At 68.3% G+C, this 16,560-nt stretch carries 12 protein-coding genes and 1 pseudogene; 5 read left to right on the top strand and 8 right to left on the bottom strand.

Annotation, left to right across the window (positions count from 1 at the left end; genetic code table 11):
• Positions 1-15: 15 nt before the first annotated feature.
• Positions 16-584, top strand: a pseudogene (locus OUO20_RS21600) (hypothetical protein).
• On the opposite strand, the gene atzF reads toward OUO20_RS21600, so the two are convergent.
• From atzF to OUO20_RS19040, 5 genes are all read right to left on the bottom strand, one after another.
• Positions 562-2,409 carry an allophanate hydrolase gene (gene atzF, locus OUO20_RS19060; RefSeq protein WP_268002429.1) on the bottom strand — a complete coding sequence of 616 codons (1,848 nt, stop codon included), beginning with the start codon at positions 2,407-2,409 and terminating at the stop codon, positions 562-564. The pseudogene OUO20_RS21600 and the gene atzF overlap by 23 nt on opposite strands.
• Positions 2,406-6,173, bottom strand: coding sequence for an urea carboxylase (uca, locus tag OUO20_RS19055; RefSeq protein WP_268002428.1), 3,768 nt, complete (start codon positions 6,171-6,173; stop codon positions 2,406-2,408). Before uca ends, atzF begins: the two co-directional genes overlap by 4 nt.
• A complete protein-coding gene (locus OUO20_RS19050; RefSeq protein ID WP_056388391.1) occupies positions 6,170-6,847 on the bottom strand; it encodes an urea amidolyase associated protein UAAP2 in 678 nt (225 codons plus the stop codon). Before OUO20_RS19050 ends, uca begins: the two co-directional genes overlap by 4 nt.
• Positions 6,844-7,734, bottom strand: a complete 891-nt coding sequence (locus OUO20_RS19045) for an urea amidolyase associated protein UAAP1 (protein ID WP_268002426.1) — start codon at positions 7,732-7,734, stop codon at positions 6,844-6,846. The genes OUO20_RS19050 and OUO20_RS19045 overlap by 4 nt, the downstream gene beginning before the upstream one ends.
• Positions 7,735-7,799: 65 nt before the next feature.
• Positions 7,800-9,302 (bottom strand): amino acid permease, encoded by a 1,503-nt coding sequence (locus tag OUO20_RS19040; RefSeq protein WP_056388394.1) that lies wholly within the window; start codon positions 9,300-9,302, stop codon positions 7,800-7,802.
• 229 nt (positions 9,303-9,531) lie between these two features.
• On the opposite strand from OUO20_RS19040, the gene OUO20_RS19035 reads away from it, so the two are divergent.
• Together OUO20_RS19035 and OUO20_RS19030 are read left to right on the top strand one after the other, a co-directional pair.
• A complete protein-coding gene (locus tag OUO20_RS19035; RefSeq protein WP_056388396.1) occupies positions 9,532-10,203 on the top strand; it encodes a TetR/AcrR family transcriptional regulator in 672 nt (223 codons plus the stop codon).
• Positions 10,204-10,261: 58 nt separating this feature from the next.
• Positions 10,262-11,098 (top strand): alpha/beta fold hydrolase, encoded by an 837-nt coding sequence (locus OUO20_RS19030; protein ID WP_018770971.1) that lies wholly within the window; start codon positions 10,262-10,264, stop codon positions 11,096-11,098.
• Positions 11,099-11,109: 11 nt separating this feature from the next.
• Here OUO20_RS19030 and OUO20_RS19025 read toward each other — a convergent pair whose 3' ends face one another.
• A complete protein-coding gene (locus OUO20_RS19025; protein ID WP_056388398.1) occupies positions 11,110-12,612 on the bottom strand; it encodes an MDR family MFS transporter in 1,503 nt (500 codons plus the stop codon).
• Positions 12,613-12,733: 121 nt separating this feature from the next.
• Positions 12,734-13,300 (bottom strand): type 1 glutamine amidotransferase domain-containing protein, encoded by a 567-nt coding sequence (locus OUO20_RS19020; protein ID WP_018770973.1) that lies wholly within the window; start codon positions 13,298-13,300, stop codon positions 12,734-12,736.
• Between the two features lie 498 nt (positions 13,301-13,798).
• Here OUO20_RS19020 and OUO20_RS19015 point away from each other — a divergent pair, with 498 nt between their 5' ends.
• On the top strand, positions 13,799-15,427 hold the full coding sequence (locus OUO20_RS19015) for an HNH endonuclease signature motif containing protein (protein WP_268003469.1): 1,629 nt from the start codon (positions 13,799-13,801) through the stop codon (positions 15,425-15,427).
• Between the two features lie 73 nt (positions 15,428-15,500).
• Here the strand turns inward: OUO20_RS19015 and OUO20_RS19010 are convergent, their stop codons facing one another.
• On the bottom strand, positions 15,501-16,094 hold the full coding sequence (locus OUO20_RS19010) for a TetR/AcrR family transcriptional regulator (protein ID WP_268002425.1): 594 nt from the start codon (positions 16,092-16,094) through the stop codon (positions 15,501-15,503).
• Positions 16,095-16,279: 185 nt separating this feature from the next.
• Here OUO20_RS19010 and OUO20_RS19005 point away from each other — a divergent pair, with 185 nt between their 5' ends.
• Positions 16,280-16,546 carry a hypothetical protein gene (locus OUO20_RS19005; RefSeq protein WP_018770249.1) on the top strand — a complete coding sequence of 89 codons (267 nt, stop codon included), beginning with the start codon at positions 16,280-16,282 and terminating at the stop codon, positions 16,544-16,546.
• Positions 16,547-16,560: the final 14 nt, after the last annotated feature.

The following is a 16,560-nucleotide window of genomic DNA, read 5'->3' as shown; positions in this document are numbered from 1 at the left end:
CCCTGGGATGGACGGGTGAAAGAACGGGTACTTCCAGCGCACGACGGCGGCAGGCTGGCTTTGTACAGCTACGGCACCGAAGACGCGCCCGGGCAAAAGCGGGTGCTGCTGATCGGCGGCGCGTTCCTCACGGCCCTGATCTACCGCCAGTTCTCCATCGCCCTGGCGAAAGGCCTGGGAGAGGGCTGGGCGGAGCGGTGGCGCTGAACGCCGTGCAGGAGTTCAGCGGAACCGTAAAGGTCCCGGACAGGCTTGCGGTGTACGACGCAGCGGTGAACATCGACGGCAACATCGACACCGCGTGGCTGGACGGGTTCGAGGACGCCGTCAACGGCGGCAAGGTGGGCCACGCCCTGGCGCACATGAAGAAGGCCACCAGCCCGGGCTACAAGGAAACGGCGGAGCGGCTGCACCAGGCAGTTCCAGGCAGCACTTACCAGCTCTCCCCCAAGTGCTTCCACGGGTCCATTCCGGCGGCCGTCAAGGAGCTTGTGACCGACATCGCAGCGTATTTCACGGGCGGGCATCCGGACGGCGGAACCCGCCCGGATGCTGCCGGCACTATCCCCGCTCGCCGCGGCTGAACCCGGCCAGGGCCGCCTCCCCCAGGTCCCGCCACACGGTCCGCGGCTTCGGTTCCACGCTCCGGTCCGCCAGCCAGTCACCCCAGGCCGTGATGTCCTTCCCGCCCGCAGCGGCAACCGCATCACAGGCGAACCCGACGGCGCTGGAGCCGTCCGAAAGCTCCACGGATCCCAGGAGCATGGGTTCCGGGAGGGCGGCCAGGAACGTCCCCAGGGCCGCAGGGGACAGCAGCCACCGCTCCCCCACCAGTTCCGCGCCGTCGTCGGACCGGTAGACGCCCGGCTTTGCCGGCACCGTGTCCAGCGCCACCATGCGGTAGCGTGCGGCGGTCCGGACCGGACCATCCCACGAGGCCCCGAGTTCCTCCAGCTGCGGTGCCAGCGGCTGGCCCTTGCGGTGCGCACCCACCACCACCAGCGGCACGGCCGTTGCGCCCGCCGCCAAAGGCCAGGGCGTGGACGACGACGGGTGGGCGCCGGTGCGGCCAACTTCCGCTGCTGCGCCCGGAGCGAAGAGGGCGGGAGCGTCCGGGGTTAGCTCCAGGCGGCGGGCGATATCGGCCGCCACGGCATCGTCGAAGGTCCGGCCGACCACCGTGAGGCCGAACTGCGCGCCGTCCACTTCCCCGGCAGGGACAGCCACGGCACAGAGGTCGAACAGGTTACAGAAATTGGTGTAGGTGCCCATCAGCGAATTCACGCCTACCGGGTCCGCGGCCACCTCAGCCAGCGTGGGGTGGAAGGGCGCCGTGGGAACCAGGAGGGCATCGAAGCCGGCGATCCGGGCCAGCGCCCTGGTCCGCAGTTCCTCCAGCCGGGCGGTATCGGCAACGTACCGGGAGGCGGAAACGGTACCGGCCGCCCGGATGATGCCCGCCACGGTGGGATCGATGCCCGCCTGGCCGTCAGTGCCGGCGTCGTGCTTTGCCAGGAAGGCCCCCACCGCAGCGTGGCGTTCGGCCACCAGCGCGCCCTCGTACAGCAGCCGTGCTGCCTGCAGGAAGTCGTCGAATTCGATTGCTTCGGCATCCACCCCGCTGGACCGCAGGCGGTCAACCTGCCGCTGGAATTCCGCGGCCCACTCAGGGGGCAATGCGGGCAGGCTGGCGGGAAATGCCACGCGGGGACGTGCCGGCGCGGCCAGTTTGATGTCCGCAGGCCAGGACCGGGAGTTGCCGGCCATGAAGCCCATGGCCAGCTCGGCGGTGGACAGGTGCCGGGCAAAGATGGTGACGGCGTCCCAGGACCGGCAGGCGGGCACCACCCCCTCCGTGGAGACGGCGTTCAGTGTTGCCTTGATGCCCACGATGCCCTGCAGCCCGGCGGGCACCCGGCCGGAGCCCGCCGTGTCCGTGCCGATCGCGATGTCCACCAGTCCCAGTGCCACCGCCACCGCGGAGCCGGAGCTGGAACCGCCGGAAATGTACTCCGGCCGGCGCGAATCCCGGACGGCGCCGTAGGGGCTGCGCGTCCCCACCAGCCCGGTGGCGAACTGGTCCAGGTTGGTGGCGCCCAGGACCAGGGCACCGGCGGCGCGGAGGCGGGCCACCGCTTCCGCATCCTTTTCCGGCGTGTAGGCAAAGCCAGGGCAGGCTGCCGTGGTGGGGATGCCCGCCACGTCAACATTGTTCTTGACGGCCAAAAGCAGCCCGGCCAACGGCAGATCCGCGCCACCTGCCACGGCGGCGTCGATCGCGGCAGCCTCCGCCAGGAGGTCCTCGCCGCTGCGGACCGTGATCCAGATTTCAGGCCGGTTCACTGATTCCAGCGCCGCGAGTGCCGCCTTGGCGCGACTGGTGGCACTGCTGTTGGTTGCCGAGCTCATACTGCTGCCTCTTCCAGTTCCTGGGCGTCGTCTGCCAGTTCAAGGCCCAAGTCGGCGCCGAGGACCACTACCGCCTCGCCGGCCACCACCTGGGAGCCGGCGGCCGGCAGGACGCGGAGCACCACGCCCTCGCACGGCGCTTCGAGGACCGTTTCCATCTTCATTGCTTCCAGCGAGACCAGCGGCTGGCCCTTGGCGACACGGTCGCCGGCCTTGACGTCCACCTTCCAGACGCTGGCGGCGAACGGTGCGGAGATGAGCGATCCGCCGTCGGGAACCACCACGTCGTCAACAGCGGGGGCCACGACGGCGGCGAGCGCGTCCGCCCGGTCGAACTCGCCGGCGTCGGCCCAGGCCTGCCGTTCCACCGCGAACGCTGCGCCCTGCTTCTCCCGGAACGCGTCGATGGACCGGCTGTTGTCGGCAAGGAACTGTTCGTGCTCGGCGAGGGAGAACGTGCCCTCCTCGATCTCCACGCCGCGGCCGCGTCCTGCTGCCATGTCCGCGCGCAGGTCCAGGAGTTCCTCGGGGCTGACGGGGTACCAGGAGATGCGGTCGAAGAACCGGAGCAGCCAGGGCGAACCGGGTTCGAACGGGGCCGAACCGGCGTACCGCGACCAGACCTGGGTGGTGCGGCCAACGAACTGGTAGCCGCCGGGGCCCTCCATGCCGTAGATGCACATGTAGGCGCCGCCGATGCCCACCGCGTTCTCGGGCGTCCAGGTCCGGGCGGGGTTGTACTTGGTGGTGACCAGGCGGTGGCGGGGGTCCAGCGGGGTGGCCACGGGGGCGCCGAGGTAGACGTCGCCCAGGCCCAGGACCAGGTACTCTGCGTTGAAGACGGTGTCGAAGACGTCGCTGATGGAGTCCAGGCCGTTGATCCGCCGAATGAATTCGATGTTCCACGGGCACCAAGGGGCGTCGTCGCGGACGCCTGCCATGTAGCGTTCGATTGCTTCGCGGGTGGCCGGATCGTCCCAGGACAGCGGCAGCCGGACGGTGCGGCTGGGGACCACCAGTTCTGAGCTGGCGGGCAGGGCGGCCTCGATTTCCTGGATCAGGTCCAGCAGCCGCCCGGTGGGGAGGACGGACGGGTCCACCTTGATCTGCAGCGACCGGATACCCGGGGTGAGGTCCACGATGCCGGGTACCCGGAGCGCTTCGATGTGCTGGTGCAGGGCGTGGACCCGGGCGCGCAGGCCCAGGTCCAGCACCATCTCGCCGTATTCCACCAGCAGGTTGTCGTCTCCGGAGCGGCGGTACGTGACCGCGGGCCGGCCGGAACCTTCCGGCACCCGGCCCAGCACGCCGTCGTCGCCGTCGCCGCGTACCGTGCGTGCGGGACGGCCGGCTGCCGGGCTCACCGCCGGGAGGTGCGCTGAAAGATTGCCGGACCAGCCGGCGTCGCCCGGGAGCACCAGCTGGCGGCCGGGTCCCAGGTCCCTGGCCGACGGCGCCTGGCTGGCTTTGATGGGCACGAAGCGGACTTTGTCCCCCGGGCGCAGCTGGCCGAGCTTCCAGCGTTCGGCCGTCACCACGGTGACGGGGCAGACGAAACCGCCCAGGCTGGGGCCGTCCGGGCCGAGCAGGATGGGGGTGTCGCCGGTGAAGTCCAGGGCACCCACCGAGTAGGCGGTGTCGTGGATGTTGGAGGGGTGCAGGCCTGCTTCGCCGCCGTCGGTGCGTGCCCAGCGGGGCTTGGGGCCGGTGAGGCGCACGCCGGTGCGGGCGGAGTTGAAGTGGACCTCGTACTCCGCGCTGTACAGTTCCTCGATGTCCTCACGCTGGAAGAATTCCGGGGCGCCGTGCGGGCCCTCGGCCACGGCCAGTTCCCAGGTGGAGGTGAGGGCGGGACGGCTGTCGAGGGGCACCGCTGCCGCGGCGGCTTCCTCGGGTGCGCCGGCGGCAGGCTTGACCGTCCGCAGCACATCGCCCGCGCGCAGGACCCGTCCGGCGTGGCCACCGAACTGGCCAAGGGTGAAGGTGGAGGCGCTGCCCAGGTACTCGGGAATGTCCAGGCCGCCCTGGAACAGGATGTAGCCGCGCAGGCCCTTGCCGGCTGCGGTGCCGGCGTCGAGCGTTCCGCCTGCCGGGACCGTCACGGGCGTCCAGGCGGGCACCTCCGTTCCGTCAACTGTCACAGCCACTTCGGCGCCGGTAACGCAGACGGTGGTGGCGTGGGTGAAGGTCAGGCTGGGGCCGGTCATGGTGAACTCGAGGCCCGGGGCGCCTTCGGGGTTGCCCAGCGCGGTGTTGCCAAGCCGGAATGAGAGATCGTCCATGGGGCCGCTGGGCGGAACGCCGATCTGCCAGAGGCCGGTGCGGCCGGGCCAGTCCTGCACGCTGGTCTGCAGGCCGGGCCGGCCCACGGTGATGCGCGGCTCCGGGTCCCCCACGTTGTCCAGGGTGCTGGTGGAGTGCTGAACGCTGCGCACCACCTCCAGGCCGGTGGCGGCGCGGAGCAGCCCTAAGTTGGTCTCGATGCCGTCAATCCGGGTGTTGCCCAGCGCTGCGGCGAGGAGGTCGAAAGCTTCGGTGCGGTCAGTGCCGGAGGTGATGATCTTGCCCAGGAGGGGGTCGTAGTTGGTGGAAACGTCGGTGCCGGTTTCCACCCAGGCGTCCACGCGTGCTTCTGCCGCCGTGGGGTAGGCGGCGTTGGTGACGGTTCCGGCGCTGGGCTGGAAGCCCCGGGCCGGATCCTCGGCGTAAACGCGGGCCTCCACGGCGTGGCCGGTCACGGGCAGGCTGTCCGGCACGTCCGCAAGGACTGCCTGGGCCTGGCTGCCGCCCTGGGCCAGGCGGAGCATCCATGCCACCAGGTCCACCCCGGTGACGGCTTCGGTGACGGGGTGCTCCACCTGGAGCCGGGCGTTGACTTCCAGGAAGGAGGCTTCCTTGCGGGCGGAGTCGTAGACGAACTCGACGGTGCCGGCGGAGCGGTAGTTAAGGGAGGCGCAGAGGGCCCGGGAGCTGCGGTGCAGTTCTTCCCGCAGTTCGTCCGGAAGGTCGGGTGCGGGTGCCTCTTCGAGGACTTTCTGGTGGCGGCGCTGCAGGGAGCAGTCGCGGTCCCCCAGGCTGACCACGCGGCCTTCGCCATCGCCAAAGATCTGTACCTCGACGTGCCGGGCGTTCTCCACGTACCGCTCGGCGAAAACCCCTGCGGTGCCGAAGCTGGCGCCTGCCAGGCGGGCCACGCGGGGGAAGCTGTCCACAAGCTCGGCCTCGTTGCGGCAGACCGTCATGCCGATCCCGCCGCCACCGCCGGTGGCCTTGAGCATCAGCGGGAAGCCAATCGCGGTGCTGGCCGCAACGGCGTCGTCCACGTCCCCAAGCAGCCCTGAACCGGCGATCATCGGCACCCCGGCTGCCCGGGCGGCGTCGCGCGCTGTGTGCTTGGTGCCGAAGATGCGCAGTTGCTCGGCGGTGGGGCCCACGAAGACCAGTCCCGCCGCTTCCACGGCCTCGGCGAAGGCCGCATCCTCGGAGAGGAAGCCGTAGCCGGGGTGGATGGCGCCGGCGCCGGTTTCCTTTGCCGCCGCCAGGATTGCGTCCACCCGGAGGTAGGATTCCTTGGCCGGCGCAGGCCCCAGCAGTACAGCCTCGTCGGCGAGCCGGACGTGCTTGGCGCCGCGGTCCGCCTCGGAGAAGACGGCAACGGTGCGCAGGCCCAACCTGCGGGCGGACTCAATGATGCGGCACGCGATCTCGCCGCGGTTGGCGATCAACAGTGTGTCGAAGGTGTTCGGCGTGTCAAAGGGGTTCACAGCGCAGCCTCCGGCCGGGTGACGATCATGCGGACGGGGGTGGGGTTGAAGCCGTTGCACGGGTTGTTGATCTGCGGGCAGTTGGAGACCAGGACCAGGGTGTCCACCTCCGCCTTCAGTGCCACGCGCTTTCCCGCGGCGGACAGGCCGTCAACGATGCCCAAGGCGCCGTCCGGGTCCACCGGGACGTTCATGAACCAGTTGATGTTGGACACCAGGTCCCGTTTGCCCAGGCCCCAGCGCGAGCCCTCGATCAGGAAGTTCTCCACGCAGGCGTGCTGTTCGCGGGTGTGCTGGCCGTAGCGGAGGGTATTGGATTCCTGTGAGCAGGCGCCCCCGATGGTGTCGTGCACGCCCACTTCGTCTGCAACGACAGTCATCAGGGCAGCGCCGGTGTCGGCGCGCAGGACCGAACCGGTGGTGAGGACGATGGACTGCTGTGCGGCGATGGTGGCTGCCGCCGAGTAGCGCACGGTGGTGTCCGCCGCGGCGTACAGCAGGCAGTCAACCGCCTGGTTGCCTTCCAGGTCCACGATGGTCAGCACGTCGCCTGCTGCCACCACGGCAGACCAGGGGCCGCGGGCTTCGACGAACTCATCAAGTACAACGGCGCCAGGGGCCAGCGCGGTGGCGGCGGCGTCCGGGATGGGCGTGGTGTCAACGGCAGTGTTCATCGGGCGTTCCTTGCGGCGAGGTCGTGTTCGGTGTTGCGGAGGGCCTGCAGGTGTTCCGGGGCCAATGGTCCGGCCAGGTGGCCGGCCTCCAGTGCTGCCAGGTCCTGCGGCGCGTGCCAGGCGACGATGTCGACGGCCGTCCCCGCAAAGTCAGCGCGCGGGTCCAGGGGGTGGGCGGTGTTGGCCAGTACCAGCACGGTGTCCAGCTGGAGCAGGAGTTCGACGGCGGCACCGGGCCCGGCGCTTCCGGTAAAGGTGATGCTGCCGGCAGGGTCGACGGTGATGCCTTTGAAGAAGGAAATGGACGGCGCCACGTCGCGGGTGCCCAGGCCGTTCTTGAGGGCGCCCAGGGTGAGCAGTTCGCGTGCTGCCGGGGAGGGGCTGTGGGCGGTTCCGGCGCCGTACTTGGCGGTGTTGCCGGCGAGGGTGGTGGCGCCGGTGAGTGCGTCATGCCGGGACGACGTGTCCGCCACGATCGTTGCCATCAGGCGGCCGGCGTCGGACAGCAGCGGGTGCCCGGCGGCGGGGTAGGCCTGCCACGGGACCTTGACGGTGTCGGCGACGTTCAGTCGTTCGTGGGTGGCCCCGGCGCGGTACAGGAGTGCGTGCACGCAGGCGTCGCCTGCCGTGTCGGTGAGCCGGACCCGGGTGCCGCGCGCCAGGGACATGGTGGTGTAGCGGCCAAAGGCGACGGATTCCGCCCATGTGGGGGACGCGGCGTCGGCCCCGTCCACTCCGGGCAGTCCGGCCAGAAGGTGCGCGGGCGCGGACGCTGCCGGTACGTGGCGCATGGTCTCAGCGGTCCTGCCGTGCTGTTCCCGGGCGTGGGCGCGGGCACCGGCCGTGGTGGCCGTCCCGGCGGCTGGCGTTTCGATGGTCTGTGTCATGTCAGTCCTGTAGGTCTTGGAAGCGTGGCTTGCGGAAGCGTGGTTTTTGGGTGCGGGGCCGCGGGTCAGGCCTTGGCGGCCAGGTTCCTGCTTCGGACCCAGATGCCCAGGAGCAGCACCGCGGTGACCATCAGCGGCGCGGACCAGAGAAGGATGCCGTTCTCGCCTGTGGGGTCGTACACCTCGGGCCGGGGCCATGCCAGGTTGACCACCATGACGCCGCCGTAGAGGACGGCGAGGATGTTGACTGGAAGGCCCCAGCGGCCCAGGGAGAAGAGGCCTGCCGGCATGGTCTGCCCCACCCGGTTCCAGTCGCCGCGGAGGCGGTTGACCAGCTGCGGGACGGTGACCAGGAGGTAGGCGAGGTAGACCATCACGATGCAGACGCTGCACAGGGTGGTGAACAGGGCGGCGTTGCCGACGTTGATGGCCAGCACGGCGACTGCAAGGGCGCCGATCACGATGGAGGGCCACATGGGGGTGCCGCGGGTGGGGTGCACGGAGGAGAGCAGGGCCGACGCCGGGAGCTTGCCGTCGCGGGCCATGGAGAAGACCAGGCGGGAACCGGCGGTCTGGATCGCCAGGGTGCAGACGAAGATGGCGATGGCGACATCCACCAGCAGGACCTTGCCCCAGAAGGTGCCCAGGACCGCGGTGAGGACGTAGGGCAGGCCTTCGGTGGCGAGGCGGCCGTCGTCGAGGCTGGGCGCTGCCATGAGGGCGGTGATGATCATCAGCGCCCCGCCGATGCCGGAGATGAGGAGGGCGGAAAGGATGGTCCGGGGTGCGGTGCGGCGCGGGTCCTTGGTTTCCTCGGACAGTTCACCGGCGGAGTTGAAGCCCACCATGACGTAGGCGGCCATCAGCCCCGAGACCAGGAAGGCTCCCACGGCGCCCAGGTCCGATCCCTGCAGCACGGTGGTGTCCGCAACCACGTCGGGTCCGCGCTGGGCGGCACTGACGAGGGCCAGGATGACGGCAGCGACGCCCACGATCTCGCAGGTGACACCCACGGAGTTGACGTGGGCCATCAGCTTCACGCCCAGGGAGTTGATGATGGTGGTGGCGACCAGGAGGACGGCGCCGAGGACCACGGCGTTGGAAGCGCCGGTCACCGTGTTGAGCGCGGAGTCGCCGCCCACCACCTGGAAACCGTCCCAGAGCTGGGGCAGGACCACCTGCAGGGCGATTGCGGCAGCAGCTGCGGTGACCACCTGTGCGATCGCCATGAACCAGCCGGCGAACCAGCCTACGCCTTCCCCGCCCACGCGCCGCGCCCACTGGTAGACGGCACCGGACAAGGGGTAGCGGGCCGCAAGTTCGGCGAAGTTCAGGGCCACGAGCAGCTGGCCCACCAGCACTACGGGCCAGGTCCAGAAGAAGGCCGGCCCGGCGAAGGAGTAGCCGAACGCGAAGAGCTGGAAGATGGTGGTGAGGATGGAAACGAACGAGAAGCCTGCGGCAAACGAAGCGTAGCGGCCGAGCTTCCGGTGGAGGGTGGGCTGGTAGCCAAGGGACGTCAGGTCTGCGTCGTCCTGGTGGACGGTAGGGAGAACGGTTGATGTCATCGGGAATCTCCGGGGCTGGAAAGGGATCTTGGGGGCGAAGCCTCCCGGCACTGCAGCGCTCGGCCGAAGGCTGCGGATTACCGGTCACTTGATAGTTTTCCAGCGGGATGTCCCCAAACAGTTTCGCCTCTGTAAAAGGCGGATAGACATCCTGTTTCCGGCAGATTTCCGTCCCCTCACAACGTCCGGGCGTCATTTCCGCCGCGCCCGGCAATGCAAGAATGGGGCCGTGACTTCAGCCGGACCGGGACGCCCCCGCCACCAGCAGCCCTCGCGGCCAGGTGCCACCGCCCGCGATGAAATCCTGGACGCCGCGGCGGAGCTTTTCACCACCCACGGCTTTGCCAGCACCTCCACCCGGTCCATCGCGGACGCGGTGGGCATCCGGCAGTCGTCCCTGTACCACCACTTCAAGACCAAGGACGACATCCTCGAGGACCTCCTCGAGGGGACGGTGTCCGGTGGGCTGACGTTCGCACGCTCGGTGGCCGCGCTTCCTGCCGACGCACCTGGAACCGAAAGTCCGGCTGGAAGCCGGCTGCACGCCGTCGCGCTTTATGACGGCACCCAACTGTGCAGCGCCCGGTGGAACCTTGGCGTGCTGTACCACCTGCCCGAGGTCCGGAGCACCCGCTTTGCCCGGTTCCTCAACAACCGCCAGGAACTCAGGCGGCTCTACGGGGAACTGGGCGCCGGGTTGTCAGCCTCCCCGCACGGACCCGACGGCGGCGACTTCACCTTCCGCCTGGTCGAATCCCTGATCTACCTCCGCGCGGACGGCGCGGCCAACGCCGAATCGGCATTGCAGGCCGCCGACGCCGGGCTGATCCTGTGCGGGCTCGGGGACCGGCTGCCGGCCATCCGCGCCGCGAGCCAGGCCATCATCGACCGCCTTGCCTGACCTCCGGGCCGCCGGTGGCCGGGATGCCCCGCCCGGCTTGCTCGGCTAGGCTCGGAACATGACGCGAGAGAACATCAGGACCCCCGACGGCGGCACTGTGGAGCTCTTCTCCACCGGCGCTGAGCTTGCTTCTGCCGGTTCGGGCGTGGTGGTTGTGCCGCCTTCCATGGTGACCGCCGCGGATTACACCAAGTTCGCCCAGAAACTGAGCGCCTCCCTGGGCCGGCCCGTACACACCTTCAACCGGCGCGGCCGCGGATCCTCGTCACCGCAGCCCGAGGACTACACGCTGGACGTGGACATCCGGGACCTGGACACGGTCATGAAGCACACCTCCAGCACCGACGTCTTTGGGCACAGTTTCGGCGGCGCCGTCGCACTGCACGCGGCCCGGACCCTTCCGGTGGAGCGGCTGGCCGTCTACGACCCCGCGGTCTCGGTGAACGGCAGCGTCACGGCCGACTGGATCGTGGAGTACGAGCGTGCCATCGCCGCAGGAGACCATGACCGCGCCCTCGCCGTGATCCAGCGCGGGCTGGAAGCCGGCGGCTCCTTCTCATCGCGCATGCCGCTGTCCATGCTGACCCTGGCCAACAAACTGACCGCCGGCACCACCGAGGGCAAGCAGCAGCGCGAGCTGATGCGCACCGGAGTCCGCGAGATCAAAGCCATCATTGCCGCCGACATGCCGGCCGAACCGTTCCAGGCGCTCCCCCTGGAGACGCTGATCGTGGTGGGCGAAAAGAGCCCCGCCTACTTCGGCATCGCCTGCGGCCAGATCCACGACGTGCTTTCCGGCTCCAGCTACACCATCCTGCCCGGGCTGGGCCACGACGGCGCCATCAAGGCCCCGGACAGGCTGATCAAGGAACTGAGCGACTTCTTCGCCGGCTAGCGCGGCCTGGGCTAATGTCCTGCGCCGTGGCCCGCGCCGGCGCCTTCGGTCTTGCGCATCATCGCTGAAAGCACGACGGCGGCAAGGGCTATGACGGTTGCCGTCAGGAAGGCGGCGCTCATCCCGGCGACGAGTCCCGACGTCGCGCTCACAACCGCGAAGATTGACACCAGCAGCGCCGTGCCAGCGGCACCGGCCACCTGCTGGGTGGTGCTCATGATCGCGGAGCCGTGCGAGTAAAGGTGCGGCGGGAGCGGGTTGAGCCCGGTGGTGAAGGCGGGGGTAAACAGCAGCGCGAGGCCGAAACTCAGCCCAACGTGCAAGGTGACGATCCACCACACCGCTGTTCCGGCGTCGAGCATTGAAAACTGCCAGAGGGTCACCACCATCAGGACGGACCCGGTAATGGTGAGCGGCAGCGGACCCACCTTGTCGAACGCCCGGCCGATGACCGGGCCCAGCAGGCCCATGGCCAGGCCGCCGGGGAGCAATGCCAGGCCGGTTTCCAGCGAACCCAGGCCCCGGACCTGCTGGAGGTAGAGCGGCAGCAGGATGACGCCGCCGAACAGGGCCATCATGGCCACCACCATCAACAGGACGGAGACGGTGAACATCCGGAACTTGAAGGCGCGCAGGTCCAGCAGCGGCGCGGCTGCTTTCTGGAGGCGCACCTGGCGGAGGACGAAAACCGTCAGGGCGGCCACGCCGATGACCAGGGCTGCGATGGCGCCGGCACTGGGGCCGGCCTGGCCGCCATGCCCGCCGCCGATCTGGCTGAGCCCGTAGACCAGGCCGCCAAAGGCCGGGACGGTAAGGATGACGGACAGCACATCCAGCCTGGCCTTTTCAGGCTTCCCCACGTTGGTGAGGTATTTGGCGCCGATGGCCAGCGCCGCCAGGGCAACCGGCAGCACGAAGACGAACATGAAGCGCCAGGTGAAATGCTCCAGGATCAGGCCGGACACTGTGGGACCCATTGCGGGTGCCACAGAGATGGCAATGCTCACGTTGCCCATGACGGCGCCGCGCTTGGCCAGCGGGACCAGGGTGAGGATGGTGGTCATCAGCAGCGGCAGCATGATGGCGGTGCCGCCGGCCTGGACAATGCGCGCCAGGAGCAGGACCTCGAACCCGGGAGCCACCGCCGCAAGCGCCGTTCCACCCGCGAACAGGCCCATGGCCAGCATGAAGACGGCGCGCGTGGACAGGCTCTGGAGGATGAAGCCGGTAGTGGGGATCACCACCGCCATGGTTAGCATGAACCCCGTGGATAGCCACTGGACCGTGGGAGCGTCCACGCGAAGGTCCACCATGAGCCGCTGCAGGGCGACGTTCATGATGGTCTCGTTGAGGATCACCACGAATGTCGCCACCAGCAGCGTGCTGATGATGGTTACCGATTCACGGGACATCTTCTCCGGCGCTGCGGACTGGGTTCCTTCGCGGGTTTCAGCGCGTATTCCTTCGCCCTGAACGGGCTTGCCGCTGGCGTTCGGAGAGACTTCGGTAGACATGGGTGTTCCCTCAGGGGTTTTTGGAAGTGATGCACGGCCGGCGCCGCTGCAGATGCAAACACTCTACCCGCTGGAGTAATTCCTCCATACGGGTTTTTCAACCCTGAGGGAACATTGGGGGTCAGGCGGTCTGGCCCGCGTGCTGGCCTTCGGAGATCTCTTCCACCAGCTTGTTGTTGAACGCCGGGAGGTCGTCCGGGTTCCGGCTGGTCACCAGGCCCTGGTCCACCACCACTTCCTGGTCCGTCCAGTTGGCGCCGGCGTTCTTCAGGTCGGTTTCAAGCGTGAAGTAGGACGTGACGTTCCGGCCCCTGATGACTCCCGCGTCGATCAGCAGCCAGGGTCCGTGGCAGATGGATGCCACGGGCTTGTGCTGTTCAAAGAAGCTGCGCGTGAAGCTCTGGGCATCCTTGTCCACCCGCAGGTGGTCCGCGTTGACGACGCCCCCGGGAAGCACCAGGGCGTCAAAGTCCGTGGCATTCGCCTCTGCCACGGTGAGGTCGACGTCGAAGGTGTCGCCCTTCTCGGTGCCGTTGTAGCCCTGCAGCTTGCCGCTCTTGGGTGCCACCAGGGTGGGCTCGCCGCCGGCATCCTTCACTGCCTGCCAGGGGCTGGTGAGCTCCACCTGCTCCACGCCGTCAGTGAGCAGGAATGCCACCTTCTTGCCTGCGATGCTGTGCTCTGACATTGATCCTCCTCATGCTTGCGGTTGCACGCTTTTGGCGCACAGGTCCCGCTTCGAGAGTTGTTTGCCTGACGCTTTCCAGCCTAGGAAAGTTGAAAGTCATAAGCAAGCTGACTATTTACTTTCCGGGGTACGTGCTTTGTTCGGTACGGCGGCTGCGGGCCGGCAAGGACGACGGCGGCACGGGGCTGCACGCTGACGGGTTGTCTGCGGGCCTTTCGGGTTCCTTCTGCGCACGGCAAAGGGAGCTGCGAGTCCTGCGGATTGTGCCTCGGCGCCCTTTTCGCTGCGGATATCTTTTGGCGCTGCGCATCTTCCCTTTCGCGCGGCATATTTGGGGTGCGAAAAGGAATGTGCGTGTCGACAAGGCGTACGACGGCGGCACGGGGCTGGCACGCTCGCGGCACCTTGGCTGCGGCTGACGTTGGGGTACGGGCAGGAGCCTGGGGGCAGGGCTGGTCGGCAGGTCTGATTGTCAGTGCCTCGCTGGATGATGTTTCCATGGGAATCGGCACGGGTGTTGGGGTGGTTTTGGAGGGTGTTTCTGCCTCTGTTGCTGCCCTCGGTGCGCTGGACCGTGAGGATCATTTCCTTGCCGCCGGGTCCGGTGTTGGCGCTGATGTCGATGAGCTGCAGCGGCGGTATGAGCTCCGGCTGGAACGGCTGGAGGCAGTCTCCCGGGTCGAGGCTCAGCTCGCGGCGGTGAAGGCCCGTGACGCGGCAGAAGCGGTCGAGATCCAGCAGGCACTGCTTGCCCCCGACGCCCCGGTGGATGAGCGCATGTTTTCGGAGATGTCAACGGTGGAGGAGATCGCCGGTGTCCTGACCGTCAGTTCCGCGGCCGCGGGTGCTTTGGTGGAACAGTCCCGCCGGGTGTGTTCCCTGCCGCCGATGATGGCTGCCCTGTCAGCCGGTGACCTGTCGTGGCAGCATGCCAGGATTGTCGCCGATGAAACCGAGGGGCTCACCCCTGACGGGGCTGCTGCCTTGGTGGCGCACTTCTTCGACCCCGACGCGCCCAACCCCGCCCGCGGCGCCGCGCCCGGTGAACTTGTCCCTGCCCGGTTCCGCGCCAAGGTCCGCGCCTGGCGGGAACGCCACCACCCCGAAACCCTCGAAAAACGCCACGCCAAAGGTGTGGCGGACCGGCGGATGGAATACACCCCCGACCGCGACGGCATGGCCTGGCTCTCGCTCTACCTCCCCGGCGACACCGCCTGCGCCAGCTGGAACCGCACCACCGCCACCGCCCGCGGCCTGCAGGGCCCTAACGAGCCCCGCACCCTCACCCAACTCCGCCCCGACATCGCAGCATCACTCCTCCTCGGCGCCGGAACCACCACGGCCACGGGTGAGGCTGCTCCGGGTGGGGCTGCACGGGCTACAGGTGATACGGCGGCCGCAGGCAGCGTTTCCGGCACAGGGAGCACTGGTGATGTTGGCAAGGTCCCCACCCCTCGGGCCGATGTCCTGGTCACCGTCCCGGTCTTCGCCCTGCTCGGACTGACCGATGAGCCGGCCGTGCTGGACGGCCTTGGCCCGATCCCGGCGTCGATGGCGCGGAGGCTTGTCGCGGACGGGGCGGAGTCGTTCTACCGCGTCCTGGTCGACCCCCGCGACGGGGCACCCCTGGAGATCGGACGCACCCGCTACCGGCTCCCCGAAACCATCAAACAATGGATCCGCATGCGGGACGGAAAATGCACCTTCCCCGGCTGCAGCAACCACACCCCCGACAACCACACCGACCACCTCACCGCCTGGGAACACGGCGGCAGAACAGCCGTCCGGAACCTGGCCCAGCTATGCCCAAAACATCACCGTTTGAAGCACGCCCGCACCTGGACCCCCGACCCCGCCACCAACAACGGACCGCCCGGCTGGACCTCACCCACAGGCCGCCACTACAACCCCGAACACCAAGACCCCGAACCAACCCACTGGCCACAATGGCCCATGCCCGCTGCTGCAACCCCGGGTGGAGATCCCGGCCCGGAGCACCCACAGTGGGAACCAGACGACGACACCTTCATAGACCTCAACGATCTGTCACCGGAAGACCCCCTCTGGGCAGACTTCTACACCACGCCATTCGCGCCCTTTCCGGACCGCGTTGGCGCCGGGCAGTAGTAACTGTGGCGCCGGAGCAATGCATCGCGTCGTACCTTATGCCTCGCCTCGGACGCCTATCTGGCGTCGGGCGCTATGCCCGGTGGTGCTCGATGAGCCAGCGCGCCATCTGTTGGGCGCGCTGGGCGGCCTGGAGGTCACCCTCGGTGGCTGAAGTTATGGAGCCCTTCATCAGGATGTGCCAGGAACGCGAAAATTCCTCCGGTCGGGCCAAACCGGCTTCCTCCGCCAGCCCCCGGACGTGCCCGCGGACCTTCGCCAGGTAGTCGATGCTCGCCTGGCCCAGGGGGTGGGAGGGCCCCATCTCCAGCAGGACATTGATAAAGGCACTGCCTTCGAAATCGTCCTGCTGGAACCAGTCGCCCAGGACGTCGAAGATCGCCAATAGTTGCTCAACGGGAGTGCTTCCCTTGCCGCGGGCCTTGGAAATGATGCTGTCCTCCGTCCACTGCTTATCCCGCCGTTCCAGGAAGGCCAGGACCAGCGAATCCTTGGATGGGAAATGCCGGTAGAAAGTCGCCTTCGCTACACCCGAACGCTCGATGAGCTCGTTGACGCCCACAGCCCGGATCCCCCGGCGCGAGAAGAGCTCGTACGCCACGGACAGGATCCGTTCCTCCGGGCTCGACTGGCCGCTCGGTGAAGCCGGCGCCGCTGGGGGTGGCACTGGCGATTCCGGCCCTGACGATGCTGGGGACGATGAATTTTCGGGCTCCGGATTCGTCACGTCCATGGGGTAATTCTGTCATGAGACAGACTTGTCTTCCCCGTTGTAGTGTTTGTCCTACGTGCAGTGCATTCGAACGTCGCGGTGGTTCCCCGGCCACTGCAGCTTGATGCAAGGAGGCCACTATGACCGTAGAGCGGTCGGTCCAAGGCGTGCCGTCGGCTCCCGAGCCGTGGATCCCCAGTGATACTCCTGTGGAGATCCGCCAGTTCGCCATCGAATCCCTGCGCTGGCAGGCGCAGGAGATTATCGACGAACAGCTTTCCAGCACGGATCCGGCCGAAGAACTCTCCAGGGCACGGCTTCGACAGTTCGTTGCACGCAACCCCGGCCGTCCGGAAAAAGCACTCCTGGAACAGCTGATGGCCAGCGAGGACGGGCTTGCCCCTTAACCCGCCATCCTCGT

The sequence above is a fragment of the Arthrobacter sp. FX8 genome, assembly GCF_026723805.1.
Lineage (GTDB): Bacteria > Actinomycetota > Actinomycetes > Actinomycetales > Micrococcaceae > Arthrobacter.
Note: the sequence above shows the minus strand (reverse complement) of the source record. Positions and strands in the feature narration are given on the sequence as shown.